16 protein-coding genes are annotated in these 17,018 nt (G+C 39.6%); 7 read left to right on the top strand and 9 right to left on the bottom strand.

The window, feature by feature from the left end; all coding sequences use genetic code 11:
- Positions 1-14: 14 nt before the first annotated feature.
- Positions 15-263 carry a YhdB family protein gene (locus EV579_RS04715; protein ID WP_024425297.1) on the bottom strand — a complete coding sequence of 83 codons (249 nt, stop codon included), beginning with the start codon at positions 261-263 and terminating at the stop codon, positions 15-17.
- Positions 264-454: 191 nt separating this feature from the next.
- On the opposite strand from EV579_RS04715, the gene EV579_RS04710 reads away from it, so the two are divergent.
- Complete coding sequence (locus tag EV579_RS04710) at positions 455-775, top strand: YqzG/YhdC family protein (RefSeq protein WP_024425296.1); 321 nt, start codon at positions 455-457, stop codon at positions 773-775.
- Between the two features lie 110 nt (positions 776-885).
- Here the strand turns inward: EV579_RS04710 and EV579_RS04705 are convergent, their stop codons facing one another.
- Together EV579_RS04705 and EV579_RS04700 are read right to left on the bottom strand one after the other, a co-directional pair.
- Positions 886-2,361 (bottom strand): catalase, encoded by a 1,476-nt coding sequence (locus tag EV579_RS04705; RefSeq protein WP_087978765.1) that lies wholly within the window; start codon positions 2,359-2,361, stop codon positions 886-888.
- 159 nt (positions 2,362-2,520) lie between these two features.
- A complete protein-coding gene (locus tag EV579_RS04700) occupies positions 2,521-2,952 on the bottom strand; it encodes an Rrf2 family transcriptional regulator (RefSeq protein WP_024425294.1) in 432 nt (143 codons plus the stop codon).
- 183 nt (positions 2,953-3,135) lie between these two features.
- On the opposite strand from EV579_RS04700, the gene EV579_RS04695 reads away from it, so the two are divergent.
- Together EV579_RS04695 and EV579_RS04690 are read left to right on the top strand one after the other, a co-directional pair.
- Positions 3,136-4,335 carry a globin domain-containing protein gene (locus tag EV579_RS04695; RefSeq protein ID WP_133744035.1) on the top strand — a complete coding sequence of 400 codons (1,200 nt, stop codon included), beginning with the start codon at positions 3,136-3,138 and terminating at the stop codon, positions 4,333-4,335.
- Positions 4,336-4,402: 67 nt separating this feature from the next.
- Positions 4,403-5,824: a SpoVR family protein gene (locus EV579_RS04690; protein ID WP_370880851.1), complete on the top strand. Its 1,422-nt coding sequence runs from the start codon at positions 4,403-4,405 to the stop codon at positions 5,822-5,824.
- A 47-nt stretch (positions 5,825-5,871) separates the two neighbouring features.
- On the opposite strand, the gene EV579_RS04685 is transcribed toward EV579_RS04690, so the two are convergent.
- Positions 5,872-7,236, bottom strand: a complete 1,365-nt coding sequence (locus tag EV579_RS04685; protein ID WP_024425291.1) for an alkaline phosphatase — start codon at positions 7,234-7,236, stop codon at positions 5,872-5,874.
- Between the two features lie 353 nt (positions 7,237-7,589).
- Here EV579_RS04685 and EV579_RS04680 point away from each other — a divergent pair, with 353 nt between their 5' ends.
- Together EV579_RS04680 and bcaP are read left to right on the top strand one after the other, a co-directional pair.
- The gene (locus EV579_RS04680) at positions 7,590-8,420 is read left to right on the top strand and encodes a C40 family peptidase (protein WP_024426592.1); all 831 of its coding nucleotides are present in this window, start codon (positions 7,590-7,592) and stop codon (positions 8,418-8,420) included.
- Between the two features lie 451 nt (positions 8,421-8,871).
- On the top strand, positions 8,872-10,272 hold the full coding sequence (gene bcaP, locus EV579_RS04675) for a branched-chain amino acid transporter BcaP (RefSeq protein WP_133744034.1): 1,401 nt from the start codon (positions 8,872-8,874) through the stop codon (positions 10,270-10,272).
- A 64-nt stretch (positions 10,273-10,336) separates the two neighbouring features.
- Here bcaP and EV579_RS04670 read toward each other — a convergent pair whose 3' ends face one another.
- From EV579_RS04670 to EV579_RS04660, 3 genes are read right to left on the bottom strand one after another with little or no spacing between them, the layout of a single operon-like run.
- Positions 10,337-10,627 carry a hypothetical protein gene (locus EV579_RS04670; protein ID WP_024425288.1) on the bottom strand — a complete coding sequence of 97 codons (291 nt, stop codon included), beginning with the start codon at positions 10,625-10,627 and terminating at the stop codon, positions 10,337-10,339.
- Positions 10,615-11,673 carry an anti-sigma factor gene (locus EV579_RS04665; RefSeq protein WP_024426591.1) on the bottom strand — a complete coding sequence of 353 codons (1,059 nt, stop codon included), beginning with the start codon at positions 11,671-11,673 and terminating at the stop codon, positions 10,615-10,617. The genes EV579_RS04670 and EV579_RS04665 overlap by 13 nt, the downstream gene beginning before the upstream one ends.
- Positions 11,666-12,157, bottom strand: coding sequence for a sigma-70 family RNA polymerase sigma factor (locus tag EV579_RS04660; RefSeq protein ID WP_024425287.1), 492 nt, complete (start codon positions 12,155-12,157; stop codon positions 11,666-11,668). Before EV579_RS04660 ends, EV579_RS04665 begins: the two co-directional genes overlap by 8 nt.
- Positions 12,158-12,528: 371 nt before the next feature.
- On the opposite strand from EV579_RS04660, the gene EV579_RS04655 reads away from it, so the two are divergent.
- On the top strand, positions 12,529-13,131 hold the full coding sequence (locus tag EV579_RS04655) for a lysophospholipid acyltransferase family protein (protein ID WP_024425286.1): 603 nt from the start codon (positions 12,529-12,531) through the stop codon (positions 13,129-13,131).
- A gap of 246 nt (positions 13,132-13,377) precedes the next feature.
- Here EV579_RS04655 and EV579_RS04650 read toward each other — a convergent pair whose 3' ends face one another.
- Entirely contained in the window at positions 13,378-14,709 is a 1,332-nt protein-coding gene (locus tag EV579_RS04650; protein ID WP_024426590.1) for a hemolysin family protein, read from the bottom strand.
- Between the two features lie 58 nt (positions 14,710-14,767).
- Positions 14,768-15,208, bottom strand: a complete 441-nt coding sequence (locus EV579_RS04645) for a MerR family transcriptional regulator (protein ID WP_034667702.1) — start codon at positions 15,206-15,208, stop codon at positions 14,768-14,770.
- A 337-nt stretch (positions 15,209-15,545) separates the two neighbouring features.
- On the opposite strand from EV579_RS04645, the gene EV579_RS04640 reads away from it, so the two are divergent.
- On the top strand, positions 15,546-16,928 hold the full coding sequence (locus tag EV579_RS04640; protein WP_025093319.1) for a hemolysin family protein: 1,383 nt from the start codon (positions 15,546-15,548) through the stop codon (positions 16,926-16,928).
- Positions 16,929-17,018 lie beyond the last annotated feature (90 nt).

Here is a 17,018-nt window from a genome sequence, read left to right as displayed (position 1 = left end):
TTAGCCCTTTTTCTTTATGTGTACATCGGTTGTGAATAAACTTCAGCAGCAGCAGCCTCTGAAGCATGGTCAATGTACTGCAGGAGCCCATATAAACATTTTTCAACATCTGCATCGTTCCGGTTAAATTGATACGCATGTAAGAAATGCTCAATACGTTTCGAGAGCAAATCATCTTGCGTACGTACCATAAGAATAAGTAAATTATCCCATTGCGAGCGATGCGTATAATAAAGTGCTTTATCATAATCCGCCACATTCATTAAACCTTCTCCTTTCCCTTGAGAAGTCCTCATTAGTTTGCTCGGATCATATCGACTTTTTCAGGGGAAAAGTTGGTGTCCGCATCAATCGTGTACCGGGAATTATAGGCTGAATAATTGCTTCATGTATGAAAAAGGACCGGCCAGCTAAACCTAAACAAAACATATATGAAAGTGAGATCAATGATATTATGCAGCCGAAATGGTGGATGCTTATTGCAGCAGGAATCGTTTTGCTTGGCAGTTTGATGATTCATCCTGCATCAAAAGCAGCGGTGCAGCCGTTTGAAAATTGGGAAAGACTTGCGTACACAGCGTTTAAAGATGAATATAAAGGTGCCGCTTTAAATGATTATCATTACATTGGCCGGACAGAAGTGAATGATGAGCAGACAAAAGATGTGTTTCGCGTCACTGTAAAGGAAGGATCAACTCGCTTTGCCGCACATGCAGAAATTTATTTTCATCCGGTGACCGGTCATTTGATTAGTATTAACGTGTTTCGATTATAAAAAAGCCCCTTTTTTTGTAAAGGGTGCTTGAGGCGTTCAGTCAAAAAAGAAAAAGGGCTAAAATAAAGATCATTTTAGCCCTTTGTCCAACAATTTTTTTCGAAATGGAATTACTTCATGCTACCTTGAAGATAAGCGCGAATATCCACACCAAGTGAATCTGCTAATCGCTGGCCGTAATCTTCATCGGCACGATAGAAGTTGCAGATTGCAAGTAATTTTGTTTGGTCATTCACATCTTTCAAATCAGCTGTTAGGTTTTTAATCAATGCTTGTTTCTCTTCTTCAGAGTAGCTTCGATATTTTTCTCCAGCTTGTTTGAAATCGTTCGGTTTTTCAATTTTTTGTCTCACCATACGGTCACCGTGAAGAACTGGCTCACTTTCTTTGTAGTGAGGGTTTTCTTTTGGCTGATCGGCATAACGGTTTGGTTCATAGTTAATATGACCGCTTGGACGAGTCGTTGTCATAAAGCCATCCTGCTGGTTATTGTGTACAGGTGCATAAGGGCAGTTAACCGGAATGCGCATGTAGTTCGCACCAAGACGGTGGCGCTGCGTATCAGGATATGAGAACAGACGGCCTTGAAGCAGTTTATCTTCGGATGCCTCAATTCCTGGAACAAATGCACTTGGCGTGAAAGCAGACTGTTCTGTTTCAGCAAAGAAGTTATCAGGATTGCGGTTGAGTGTCATGCGTCCTACTTTTTGAAGCGGGTAATCTTCCTCGCTCCATGTTTTTGTTGGGTCACATGGATCATAATCAAGGTCATCATAATCGCTAAGCGGCATAAGCTGAACATATAAGTCCCATGCTGGGAAGTTGCCTTTTTCAATGCGGTCATATAAATCTCTTGTCGCATGCTGGAAATCGTTTGCTTGAATTTCCGCTGCTTCTTCCATAGATAAGTTGCGAATACCTTCAGAAGGTCTCCAGTGATATTTCACATATTTTGCTTCGCCGTATTTGTTCACCCATCTAAATGTATGCACACCAGAACCGCGCATTTCAGCGTAGCTTGCAGGAATTCCTTCGTCAGAGAAAAGCCATGTGAGCATATGAGTGGATTCAGGCGTTAAGGTCATAAAATCCCAATAACGGTCAGGATCTTGAATATTGGTTACAGGATCTGGCTTGAGAGAGTGAACCATATCAGGGAATTTCAATGCATCACGAATAAAGAAGATCGGCAAGTTGTTACCAACGAGATCATAGTTGCCTTCTTCTGTATAAAATTTGACAGCAAAGCCGCGCGGGTCACGCAATGTTTCAGGTGAACCTTTCGGATGAATAACGGTAGAGAAGCGAACAAAAACGTCTGTTTGTTTTCCTTCTTCACTTAAGAAGGCTGCTTTTGTATGTTTCTCCATGCTGTTTTCTACTTCAAACACACCGTAAGCGCCGGCGCCTCTTGCATGAACGACGCGCTCTGGAATACGTTCACGATCAAAGTGTGCGAGTTTTTCAATCAAATGGTAATCATCAAGAAAGGTAGGTCCGCGGTGACCAGCTGTTCTAGAGTTTTGGTTATCGCCAACAGGCACGCCTTGGTTCGTTGTCAAATTTTTATGATTTGAATTTGTCATTCTTTTCTCCTCCTGTAAACAAAAAAGTGTTTTCTAGCAATCTATATACCCTAATTATATTGAATCAAACATGATAGTCAATATTTATTTATAATAATTTTAAATAAATTATTATTACAAGAAGGTAAAGAAAAAGACGAAAGAATAAATTCTTTCGCCTTAAAGCAGGAGCTCTCTAAGAGCATCTTTGTTTTGTGTTAAATCGTTTAGTGTGTATCGGTCTAGAACGCTTAAATAAGCAGTGAGTGCTTCATGAAGTACATGCTTTAATGAACAAATTGGGGAGATGATGCAGCTGTTTTTCTTTGGATCAAAGCATTCAACCATGACTAAATCATCCTCTGTATAACGGACAACCTCTCCAATATTAATGCTTTCTGGGCTTTTTCCAAGCCTGATCCCGCCATTTCTTCCGCGAATCGTTTCCACATACCCGCGTTTTCCAAGATGATAAATCACCTTCGTCAGATGATTTTTAGAAATGCCATAAACATCGGCGATCTGCTGAATATTTGACAGTTCATTATTTTCTCTCGAAGCTAAATAAATGAGTACCCTTAATGAGAAATCTGTGTAATTCGTAAGTTTCATTTTGACGACCTCTAAACCTAATAGAGTTTTGTATCATCGTAACACATTTTAGACAAAAACTGTTCGAGAAAGTGTAAAATGTGACAACATTTAAAACATGTATTATAAATATTGCTTTTAGAGACTGTCATCCATTACGATAAAGATGTATTTAAAATACTTCTTTTGAAAGAAGGAATGACGATGTTATCTAAAGATCAAATGAATGCAATAAAACAATCAGCTCCTCTACTAAAAGCCGAGGGAACCAAACTTGTCACTGTTTTTTATCAAAATATGATTCGCCAGCACCCGGAGCTGCTCAATCAATTTAATAAAACAAATCTGATGAACGGAAGTCAGCCAGAGGCACTTGCTGCGACACTATATCAAGCTGCACTGCACATTGATCGATTAGAGGAATTACTTCCTGCGGTCAAACAAATTGCCCATAAGCATGTCAGTGTCATGGTCAAAAAAGAGCAGTACCCAATTGTCGGATATCACCTGATTGAAGCGATGAAAGAGGTGTTTGGTTTAAGAGAAGAAGATGACACTTTATTAGCATGGAAAGCTGCATATGACATCATTGCGAATATTTTCATTACTATTGAAGCAGAAATGATGGATGAAAATGTGAAACAGACAGGCGGATGGGCAGATGTGAAGCCGTTTGTGATTAAGAAAAAGAAGCAAGAATCTCCTTCGCTTATCTCTTTTTATTTAGTACCAGAAGATGGATCAGAGCTGCCAATGTATAAAGCAGGCCAATACATTACGGTTCAGACAGATATGCCAGGAGAAGCCTATATGTGCAGCAGACAATACAGCTTATCAGACGAGCATCATCCATCTTATTACCGTATTACAGTGAAGCGTGACGGTCATGTGTCTACATTTTTGCATGATGAAATGGCAGAAGGGGACGTTCTTCAAGTGAGTATGCCGCAGGGAATGTTCTGTTTGCAAGATGACATAAAAGAGCCTGTTTATTTCATCAGTGCTGGGTCTGGTGTCACACCAATGATTGGTTTAGTGAAAACTGCCGCACAAAACAGCCAGACATTCACGATGATTCATGCAGATCGATTAGAGGATGTAAACGCTTTTGAAAATGAGTTTGAACGCGTTCTAGCTTCAGCTTCCTATGGACGCATCATCCTATGTAACGAACAATTTGCGCAGTTTGGAAAGGGTGAACTTGTTGAGAAAGCGGCTTCCCGCATTGACCGTCCATTTCTTCAATCAGTAATCGGAGAAGGCAAAGGCCAATTTTATCTATGCGGTTCCTCGGTGTTTACACAGGAGATCATTCATATTTTAAAAGAGCTGGGAATTCCAGCAGACCATATTCATTTCGAAGCATTCGGCGGGCAATCCACGAAAGAAATAGAAGTCGTCTAAACGATTGGCGGAACATCATGTTTTTTTACATACGCTCATATAGTAGGGATAAGTCCGATGAGGAGGGATGGTTTCCTTGAGCGTATCTGAAAAACGTCTTTTACAAAGAGCGATTGATGAAATTACAGAGATTGCAGAAGGATTTGGTCTAGATTTTTATCCGATGAGGTATGAAATCTGTCCCGCGGAAATTATTTATACGTTCGGTGCATATGGAATGCCAACACGATTCAGCCACTGGAGCTTTGGGAAGCAATTTCATAAAATGAAGCTTCATTATGATTTAGGGTTAAGCAAAATTTATGAACTGGTCATCAATTCAAATCCTTGCTACGCCTTTCTACTTGATAACAATACGCTCGTTCAAAATAAATTAATTGTGGCTCATGTATTGGCACACTGTGATTTCTTCAAAAATAATTGCCGTTTCCAAAACACAAAACGAGATATGGTCGAAAGTATGTCAGCAGCGGCAGAGCGGATCAAAGAATATGAGCATATCCATGGAACAAAAGAAGTCGAGTCCTTTTTAGATGCCGTATTGGCTATCCAAGAGCATATTGATCCATCTCTTGTTCGATCAAAATTAAGTTGGAATATGGACGATGAAGAAAGTGAAGATGATAAACCAAAACGTCAAACGCCATATGATGATTTGTGGGGAATGGATGAGCCGAAAACGCGTGAGAAAAAGAAAACTGTTAAGCAGTTTCCGCCAAAGCCGGAAAAGGATCTTTTACTCTTTATTGAGGCGCATTCCCGCGAGCTGGAGCCGTGGCAGCGGGATGTCCTTACCATGCTGAGAGAAGAAATGCTCTATTTTTGGCCGCAGCTGGAAACAAAGATTATGAATGAAGGCTGGGCATCGTATTGGCACCAGCGGATTATGCGGGAGCTTGATTTGGATTCAAGTGAATCGATAGAGTTTGCGAAATTAAATGCAGGTGTGGTGCAGCCATCTAAAACAGGCATCAATCCTTACTATTTAGGGCTGAAGATTTTTGAAGATATTGAAGAGCGCTATAACAACCCGTGTGAAGAATTAAAAAAAGCAGGGGTCACAGAAGGATCAGGCCGCAGCAAAATGTTTGAAGTCAGAGAAATTGAGTCAGATATTTCCTTTATTCGAAACTACTTAACGAAAGACCTTGTGATGAGAGAAGATTTGTACTTGTTTCAAAAGCAGGGGAGAGACTATAAAGTCATTGATAAAGAATGGAAGGCGGTTCGTGATCAGTTAGTCAGTATGAGAGTGAATGGCGGCTTTCCGTATTTGACCGTGATCGATGGCGACTATTTAAAAAATAACGAACTTTATATCAAGCATTGGTATGAAGGCATTGAACTTGATCTGAAATACTTAGAAAAAGTCCTTCCGTATTTATATCAGCTGTGGGGAAGAAGTGTGCATATCGAGTCCGTTCTTGAAGGAAAAGAAGTGATGTTTTCTTATGATGGAAAAGGGGTTCATAGGAAATATCTTGCATGAAAAAGACCAAAAAAGATGTCTCTTAGCAGACATCTTTTTTGTCCATTTTATTGGTTTTTCAGCAGTTTGAAAATGTGTTTTGCTTGATCGGTATTTTCCATTAGACCTTTTAGCTGCTGGCTTGTTGGGCCATACGCAAAGAATGGAACTTCATCACCGGTATGACCAGATGTTGTCCAGCCTGTATGTGACCTTGTATTGATCACTTCTTCAATTGCATCATCAATTTTAACAGTATCCTTTGTTTCAGCGGCCTTTTGAATAGATGCTATTTCTTCTTTTGTGAAATCAAGATTGATATATTGTTTCAGGGCTGACTCGACAGGCATGCCGCTGACAATTTTGTTTGCGATAAAGTCAGGCGTTTTTTTCGCTGCTTTTACCGGTTTGTAATCCCAGCTCCCTGAACCGTCTGCTCCGAAGGAAAGTCCGCCAGTTGAATGATCCGCGGTCGTGATGACTAACGTGTTTTTATCCTTTTTCGCAAAACGAATCGCTTCTTCAAATGCTTTTTCAAAATCCTTCATTTCACTCATCGCACTGACAATATCATGATCATGTCCAGCCCAGTCAATTTGACTGCCTTCGACCATAAGGAAAAATCCTTTTTTGTTTTTAGACAGCTGTTTGATGGCTGAGGATGTCATGTCTTGCAGGGAAGGGGTCGTTTGATCACGATCAATGGCTTTATCGAGACCTCCATCGGCAAAAATGCCTAACACTTTTTCATTTTTGTTTTTTTGTAAGGCGGCTTTATTGGTGACATAATCATAACCGGCTTGTCTGAATTCCTTCGTCAGATCACGATCTTTTCGGACAAAGTCGACAAGACCTCCGCCAAGCATGACATCGACTGTATGCTGTTTTCCGATTTTCTCATCGAAGAAGTCATCGGCGATGGCTGCAGTGTTTTTCCTAGACACATCGTGAGCGGCATACGCAGCAGGCGTAGCATTTGTTAATTCAGATGTCACGACAAGACCCGTCGATTTTCCTTTTCGTTTGGCTTCTTCTAAAACGGTTTTTAGTTTTTTGCCGTTTTTGTTTACACCAATGGCATTGTTGTATGTCTTTTTACCAGTAGCCATGGCTGTACCAGCTGCTGCTGAATCGGTAATGTTATTTTTAGAGTCGTCAGGGTATGTTTTGTGCATGCCAGTGAGGTAAGGGTCAAACGCTGTTTGCTTTGAAAGGTCACCGTTATGTTTAAATGAGCGGTAAGTTGAAAGATAAGGTGTTCCCATGCCATCTCCAATCAGCACGATCACATTTTGCACGTCATTTTTCGGCTTCTTTTTAGCCTCAGCTTTGTCAGCTTGTCCAAATTCAATCCCTGAAAAAATGCCAATCGATAGCACAGATGCTGCTGCCACTGCAGCGATTTTCGTTTTCGAGCTTTTCAACACACTCATTCATTTTGCCTCCTCATTGTTCATGTATCGCTCTTACGTTTACAATGGTAGAGCAGAAGTGTGGATTCCGTTTTACAGCATCGTAAAGTTCACTTTAAAATTGTAAAGGTCCACTTTACATAGAATGAACCAAAAAGAGAAATGAATGTATCATTTATCCATGACAAGATGCGATTATTTTGTCATGATTGTGTAATAAAAATGAAATAAAAAGAACCCTAAAAAAAAATAAATTTTGCCGAATTAATAAGCATAATGTCGTAGGAAGTCAAGACTATTTCTTCTGGTATTTGATCCTTATAATAGGGAGTAGATAAAAATTCGGATCAGATAGATACATACAGGAGGAACAAATGAAAAAACAATTGATCACAGCTGCAAGTGCAGTTCTACTTGGGACGACATTATTTGCCGGAGCTGCCTCAGCACAATCAGTAAAAGTTCAAAAAGGTGACTCTCTTTCTGTTCTAGCGAAAAGATACAAAACAAGCGTGAGCAAAATTAAATCAGACAATAAGCTGAAATCTAACGTGATTTATGTTGGACAAACCTTAAAAGTGAATGGCACTTCTTCGAAAAAAGCAGTGAAGACATCAAAAACAACAACAAAAGTAAAAACGGCTTCAGCAACTGCCACTCATAAAGTTGTCAAAGGAGATACATTATCTAAGATTGGCAAAAAATACGGGATGACTGTGAAAGAGTTGAAATCGTTAAATAAACTTAAAACAGACCTCATTAAAATCGGTCAAAAGCTAAAGGTGAAAAAGACGTCTAAAGTAAAGACGAAACCTGTGAAAGAAAAAACAGTCTCTACTTCTTCCTTAAACACGTCTAAACTCATAGCAGATGCTAAAGCGCAAAACGGTACTCCATATAGATGGGGTGGAACGACACCGAAGGGCTTTGATTGCAGCGGATTTATGTGGTATATCATTAACAAACAAAAAAAGATTTCAAGACAAACAACTGAAGGTTTCTGGGGATCGATGAAAAGTGTATCCAAACCAAAGGCTGGAGATTTTGTCTTCTTTACAACGTATAAATCGGGTCCATCTCACATGGGTGTCTACCTTGGGAACAATAAGTTTATCCATGCTGCTTCTGACGGTGTAACGATCAGTGATATGACATCAAGCTATTGGAAGCCTATTTATCTTGGAGCGAAAACATTTGTAAACTAATTCATTTGAAGAGACTGCTATGAAGCAGTCTCTTTTTTCATATATCATTTATGCCGCAGAACTGGTCTTTTTCTCATAGATCACTATCAGTCTAAAGGCTTTAAAATAACATAATTGTGGACCCGCTTTTAAAAAAGGGTCTTATTTTTGTTGAATAATAAGTATATGAAAAAAATATAATCTTCCATGTTGTATAATAAATAGAGGGAGACAAACTATCAATTGAATAAGGATTGAAGAAAATCTAACCGTTTTATTGACAATATTTTCGTTGATATATAAGAATTTTCACTCTATTTTTAAAAAAAGTGTTTTCATTTTTTAATTTTCATATATAATAATTTTACGCCACCAATTTATTGCGCTAAATTTAATCTAAATATTCAGAAAATATCGTGAATTACATAAATGTGGCGTCTTTAGACTGATACTAAGTTTTGGGAGTGATGGTATGAGCAATTCGTTTTTTAGAAAAAAGAGCATTTCAGAGCTCATTGCGGCAACACAAGGGGAAAAAGCATTAAAAAAGGAATTGGGTTCATTTGATTTAACCATGCTGGGCATTGGAGCCATTATCGGGACAGGGATATTTGTTCTAACAGGTACAGGAGCCGTCACTGCGGGGCCAGGACTCGTGCTATCATTTGTCATCGCAGGTCTTGCTTGTTTGTTTGCAGCACTGTCATACGCGGAATTTGCTTCCACAGTGCCTGTATCAGGGTCTGTGTATACATTTACGTACGCATCAATGGGGGAATTTCTAGCATTCATCATTGGATGGGATTTAATATTAGAATATATGCTGGCCGCTAGTGCCGTTTCAGCGGGCTGGTCAGGCTATTTTGTGTCATTTTTAAATGGGATAGGGATTCATATACCAGTTGAGTTAACAGCAGCACCTGGTGGTTTAAAGGGGCAAGTGACATATTTTAATCTTCCAGCATTTATTATTTTAATGGTCATCACCTTCCTGCTGTACTTTGGTATTAAAGAATCAAAACGAGTAAATAACATCATGGTTATTATGAAAATTGCTGTGATTCTGCTCTTTATTTTAGTCGCTGTGAAATATGTAAAACCTGAAAACTGGACACCATTCGTACCATTTGGGACATCAGGGGTCTTAAGTGCAGCAGCCCTAGTATTCTTTGCATTTATCGGGTTTGATGCAGTTGCTTCTGCGGCAGAGGAGACAAAAAATCCATCACGCAACCTGCCTAGAGGGATTATTACTTCCTTATTGATTTGTACACTGCTTTATGTCATTGTTAGTGCGATTATGACGGGCATTGTTCCTTTCATGAATTTTGAAGGAGTATCACATCCAGTGTCTCTCGTTTTACAAGTAGCCGGACAAAACTGGGTGGCTGGTATTGTGGATGTCGGAGCGATTCTAGGGATGACAACCGTAATGCTTGTCATGCTGTACGGCCAGACACGCGTGATGTTTGCTATGTCTCGTGATGGCTTGGTGCCAAAGGTATTATCAAAAGTTCACCCAAAGCATAAAACTCCTTACATCAATACACTGTTCTTCGGTACATTGTCAGCATTAATGGGTGGATTTATTCCACTTGATGAGCTGGCAAGCCTAGTAAACATCGGGACACTTTCAGCATTCATTTTGATTTCAGTGGCGGTCATTGTGATGAGAAAAACGCAGCCGGACTTACCACGAGCTTTCAGATGCCCAGCAGTTCCGCTTATTCCAATCTTAGCTATTCTATCTTGCGGATTGCTCATTTATAAGCTTGGTGCAATCACCTTTGTTCGTTTCTTAATCTGGCTTGCTATTGGGCTGGTTGTGTATTTCTTATATTCAAGAAAGCATTCAGAATTGAATAAAAAGTAAATGAAAAAAGCCCGTGCTGCTTGGCATTAGTCAAGTAACACGGGCTTTTGCTTTTGAGTGCTGATTAAAAACCTAACTGAAGATCGACATCGATTGATACGATGGCATAGACACAAACAATGACAAAGATATTCAGTACGACACCGAGGAAACCTGGACCCGTACGGCCTTTTTTAATGAACAGTTCAATAATGCCAAATGGAACTGCGGCCATTGCAAAAGGAAGCATTTGAAAAGAATAAAATGTCACGTTGCTGATAATGGCGAGGTTTAGCATGAGCAGGGATAATATCGCTGTGCCGACAGAAATCCAGCCAAATACATTATGCTCTTTAAAAATTCTTACCAATTCCATAATTCCACCTCGCTCACTTTTGCCGTTTTAATGCGTTTTGTCTTTACAAATTTCTCAATTTCTTTAGAAGGTCCAGTGACCACAGAGCCATAAACGGTGACGCCATTTTGATCGATATAGCGTATACGATTAGACAGATCAAGATCAGGTCTGCCAGAGATCGTTGTTGCCCATGTCGGGTGCTGATTAACATAAGCAAGGGCATCTTTGAATTGATCTACCTCAGTTTTTGATGTGTGCTGAAGCTCTTTTAAAAATTCAGAGTCCTTCCCAGGAAAGCCGATTGGCCGCTGATTTCCACTTAATGAATCCTCTGTTTTAATCGCATTCCACAGCACTTTCATATCGTATTTTTTAGCAAAGGAATAAATATCCTTTGGTGTGTAAGCTCTGTCATAGGATACATACACTTCACTTACTGTTCCTTCAGGAAGCTTGTCTAACGTAGTGAGTGTTTGTTTTTTTGAGGCATCTGCCTGCGCCGAAGGATGGGTAAAGAAACCCTCCGTTTCGCGTGCGCTGTCACCATAATAAGAGATAGTAGGCTGCTTTAATTTATCGAAAAACATCTCGATTTGTTCACTGCCAATGGCTTCTGTTTTATTGCCAATTTGTTTTTGCAGCTTCAATTCGGTGTTCATCCCAAAAAGCTTGACCTGACCTTTTAAATCCTTCATATCAATGGCCACGTTTGGTTTGGTCAAAGCGACGGTGACAGCGGCTGTTTCCATGAAGTGATTGCCTTTGCTCTCGGCTCCGCCAACGCCGTAGTATAAATAACTTCCTAATGTACAAAGCGGTAAAATAATGAGTGTCGATATGACAGCAAGTACGGAAATACGTAAATATGACTTTCTCTTTCCGTATTGTAAAATGGCTTTTTGCTTCTCAGGACTGATGGAAAAATCTGTCCAATCCGAGTCGTTCAGTTCCTGGCTTAAGCGTTTTTCGTTTTCTTCAAGCTCTTCCTCAAACGCTATCATTTCTTCCTCATTCATCTCACCATTATTATATTGTTCCCATCGCTTGTTAAACTCTTCATTCATCATTAACACCTCTGTTGTAAAGTGCTTTTAGGCGCTGCCTTGCACGAAATAAAACACTTTTGAAATTTGCTTCAGTAATATTCATGACCTTGGATGCTTCCTTGTAATTTAGTTCTTTTAAATAATACAATGTCAACGCTTCCTTGTAGTTATCTGGAAGCTGCTCTAAATACATGGTGAGGACTTCCTTTATTTCAACCTGTTCAGCAGGGCTTTGTACAGACGTTTGTAAAAGACCGCCAATGAGGTCATCCGATATGGTCACTTCTTTTTTATGTTTCCTGACATAATCAATAAAAGCATTTCGTGCCACCTGAAATAACCAAGGTTTCACTTTGCTATGGTCGTAGGAATGAATATGTATATACGCACGCATAAAGGTTTCCTGCAATAAGTCTTCTGCCAAATGTTTGTCTTTTGTCATGGAGAGCAGAAACCTGTAAACATCGTTCATATACATTTGATAAATTTCATCGATCGTCACTGATTTTTCTCCCCTCTATGTTATACACGCATAAGAAAGGCATAAAGTTGCACGAAACTTCTCATTACCGTACATTACTCATTTCTTTCGCCGAATCAAAATCATTTCTCCTTATCATAGCGAAATTTGCATCATTTATAAAGTATTTTCAATAGAACAAATCAGGAAAAAACATCGAAAAACGACAAAATTGGACACAATTCCTATTCTATTCTCCCCTAAAACCTTGTGCTTGAATACAGTCAGAACGTTCATTTTTAAACGAAAAAAATAGGGAGGACTGGACTGTGTACAAATTTTTAGTACCAGGTAATAAAAAATTTGTTATAATAGAGACAAATCCTTCATTCTTCAAACAAAGGAAGTGCACTATGTATAAATTTTCAGGCTATACCGTCAAACTATTATTTGGTCTCCGAGGTGGAATCAAAGTATATCAAAAAGAGAATCTGCCAACTGATCGGGGGTTTGTCATTGCTTGTACACATGAGGGTTTTGTGGATGTTCTTGCATTAGGCGCAGGAATTCTTCCGTTTGAGATCCACTACATGGCGAAAAAAGAATTGTTTGCAAATAAATGGATCGGTGGATTTTTAAAAAAGATTCATGCCTTTCCTGTTGATCGAGAGAATCCTGGGCCAAGCAGTATTAAAACGCCCATTAAATTATTAAAAGAGGGAAAGATCGTTGGGATTTTTCCAAGCGGAACACGTACAACAGAGGATGTTCCTCTAAAAAGAGGGGCGGTTACCATTGCGCAGCTCGGTAAAGCACCAATTGTTCCAGCCGCATACAAAGGGCCTTCAAATGCGAAAAGCCTTTTCAAAAAAGGGAAAATGCGCTTAATCATCGGTGAACCGATTGAGCTGTCTGAATTTGACCATCTGCCGCCAAAAGAAAGATTAGGTGCCATGACAGAAGTATTAAACACAAGAATCAAAGAGCTAGAAGCTCAATTAATGGAAAAGGCATAAGAAAAACGACCGCTTGCTAAGGCAAGGGTCGTTTCAGCGTGTAGACAAACCCTCGCATTCGGTGTCAGTCCTGCGTGCCGGTGCTCACGAATGCTCAATTCGCTCCGCTCCGGTACTCGTCCTTCCTAGACTTCAAAGGTTTTCTATCACGCTGAAAAAGAAGACAAAGGGCTAAAATAAAAATCATTTTAGCCCTTTGTCCACAATGTGAAACGCCCACTTGCTTAAGCAAGTGGGCGTTTTTTGTTACGAAGCGCCTTCTTCAGCTGCTTCTAATAATTGTTCATTTAACTTTTTTACTTCGATGTATGCCACATGGTGTCCATCGACTTCATTAATAATAAATTCATAGCCTTGTTCACGAATGGCGTCATTTTTCTCTACTTCATATTTCTGAGTAAGGAACCAGCCGCCGATTGTGTCGACCTCTTCATTATCAAGCTGTGTACCTAATAGCAGGTTGACTTGATCAACAAGAACCTTGCCATCAAAGATGTAATGGTCTTCTCCAAGTTTACGCACTTCGTTGATTTCATCAATGTCGAACTCATCACGAATTTCACCAACGATTTCTTCAAGGATGTCTTCAACGGTCACAAGACCTGCTGTACCGCCATATTCATCTGATAAAATGGCCATGTGTACACGTTCACGCTGCATTTTGAGCAGTAAATCATGAACAGGAACCGTTTCAATCACATGAATAATCGGATTGACAAACTTTTCGATCGTATCGCTTGTAGAGCACTCACCACTAATGCAGGCAGTGAGAACCTCTTTAATGTTAAGAACACCGATAATGTTGTCTTTGTCGCCATCTTCAATTGGATAACGTGTATATTTCTCTACCTTTGTTACCTTCAGCATTTCCTCAATGGTAATATCATACGGGAAGCTGACAACTTCGGTACGAGGAATCATAATTTCTTTCGCCAGACGGTCATCAAATTCGAAAATTTTATTTACATATTTGAATTCAGACTGGTTAATCTCGCCGCTCTTATAGCTCTCTGATAAAATAATCCGCAATTCTTCCTCAGAGTGCGCCATGTCATGCTCAGATACTTGCTGAAGACCGAACGCTTTCGTTAACAAACGAGCAGATCCATTTAATACCCAAATGAACGGGAACATCACTTTGTAAAAGATCATCAGTGGTCTAGCAAAAAGAAGGGATACTTGCTCAGCCTTTTGAATGGCGAGTGTTTTCGGTGCAAGTTCTCCAACGACAACGTGTAAAAACGTCATGATACTAAACGCAATAATAAAAGTGACAATAGAACTAGCTGATTGAGGAATGGACAACTCTGCAAAGAGCGGCGCAAGCATATGCGCAATTGTTTCTTCCCCTAACCAACCAATACCAAGGGCGGTAATGGTAATACCAAGCTGACAGGCTGATAGGTACTCATCAAGGTGAGTCGTTACATGCTTGACAGCAACTGCTGTTTTATTACCTTCTGCGATTAACTGATCAATTCTTGAGCTTCTTAAGCGAATGATCGCAAACTCTGATGCAACGAAAAACGCGGTTAAAGCTATAAGTAAAGCAACTATGAGTAAATTAACTATGTCCAATTAAGGCCTTCGTTCTGACTTTGAGAACGAAGGTAACACCTCCTGTTTAGTAAAAATTTTAACTTAACAGCAGTAAAAATGATTGGACAGCCGTCATTTTTTCAGGAGTAAGCTGCTCTTTTAGTTTTTCACGTTGTTCTGGCTGAAGCTGCTTACAACGTGCCAAAATGCGGTCCATATGCTCATTCATCCGATCGATATCAGAGGTTAAATGGACAAGTTCATCATGATCTTCCTTTTGAGAAGGGAATTGTTCATCTAATCTGGATTTGATGTCAGAAAGAGCCAATCTCTGCTGTTTGCAAAGAACGATTAATTGTAATCGTTTTAAAGCATATTCATCGTAATAACGATAATTTGAGCAAGATCTAACAGGCGCAAGCAAACCTAGATTTGTATAATAATCTACAGTTCGTTTCGTCACCTGTGCAATCTGTGCTAGTTCACCAATACGATACTTTTTCTCAGCCCCATCTGAACATCTCCTCCTAACCGTCACGTTATAGTTTATGAAAATAGTTTAATATAATTCTAGTCTGAAACACAAGTTAATTGTTCATATTTCCTGCCAATAAGAAGAAACAGAGGAGGATTTCCCTCAATTTAGTCAGTCATGTCAAAAACAGCATGATGATACAGGAATTTTCAGATTATTTATGGTAAGATAAAATGAATACCGTTTCATATATATGTAGAGAGGCGGAATTTTACGTGAACCGGAGGTGGTTAAGTGGGGCCCTCAAAGTCGTCTTATTTAATCAGTTAACCGTTTTGCAAAACATAACATCATCAATCAGGAGGTGACTCCTTGTTCTTCTAAGAAAGAGCAAGGTTAAATGGACGATATTGTTAATCTGAGTATAGTCGGTGTTTTGATTGCTTTAACAGCTTTCTTTGTTGCATCTGAATTTGCCATAGTAAAGGTGAGAAGTTCAAGAATTAATCAGCTTGTTGCCGAAGGGTCCAAAAAGGCCATCATGGCGAAAAAGGTGACATCAAGGCTAGATGAATATTTGTCAGCCTGTCAGCTCGGTATTACAGTGACATCCCTTGGTTTAGGGTGGATTGGTAAGCCGGCTGTGAAAGAACTTTTGGTTCGAGGTTTTGGTTTGACAAACATTCCTGATTCAGCAATCAGCCTGATCTCAGCAACACTTGCGTTCTCTATTATTACCTTTTTGCATGTAGTTGTAGGCGAGCTTGCACCAAAAACGCTTGCCATTCAAAAGGCGGAAAAAATGACACTATGGCTGTCAGGCCCGCTGCATGCATTTTATATCCTTATGTTCCCTTTCATTTATGTGTTAAACGGGTCAGCACGTCTGCTAACTAAAATGATGGGCATTGATATGGGGTCTGAAAAAGAACATTCCCATTCTGAAGAGGAACTGAAGATTTTATTATCTGAGAGCTTAAAAAATGGGGAAATCAACCCATCAGAATATAATTATATGAACAAGATTTTCGATTTCGATAATCGAATTGCCAGAGAGATCATGGTACCGCGGCGAGAAATTTGTGCGATTCCAGAAGATATGCCGTTAGATGATATCCTCGCCATCATGACGCAGGAAAAGTATACACGTTTCCCTGTGTTTTCAGGAGATAAAGACCATGTCATCGGCATGCTGAACAAAAAGCAGCTCTTTGCAGATCTTGTGTATCAAGGTGAAAAAGATCAACTGAAAATTCAAGATTATATATATCCAGTGATTGAGGTTATCGACACGATTCCTATTCAAGAGCTTCTCGTCAAGATGCAGCGTGATAGAATGCATATGGCGATCTTAACTGACGAATATGGCGGAACGTCTGGACTTGTCACAACGGAGGATATTTTAGAAGAGATTGTCGGAGATATTCGAGATGAATTCGATGAAGATGAACAGCCAGTGATTCAAAAAAGAGCCGATCATCATTATGTTTTAGATGGCAAAGTGAGATTAGATGAAGTTCAAGATTTGATCGAGATCTCTTATCATGATGAGGAAATTGATACAATCGGCGGACTCATCTTAAAAGAGAATATTGATATCAGAGAAGGACAATCCGTCTATCTTGATGATATTCGAATGAAAGTGCTGGAAATGGATGGACGCTACGTTAAAAAGATTGATTTGAAAAAAGGCGTCACATCGGCAGAAAAAGGCAGTGCACGCACTGGGCTTGATATAAAGGAGCCGCTGCTAGTAAACGAAATGACCTTGAGCGAAAAATAAGCTCAAGGTTTTTTTAGGTATTTAGTCTCTTTTATACGAATATACGTTCGGTATATAATAAGAATAAACGTTCGATAGAGGGGGATGGAC

Source organism: Bacillus sp. BK450, from assembly GCF_004364885.1.
GTDB lineage: Bacteria > Bacillota > Bacilli > Bacillales > Bacillaceae > Bacillus > Bacillus safensis.
This window is presented reverse-complemented; position numbering and strand designations above follow the sequence as displayed.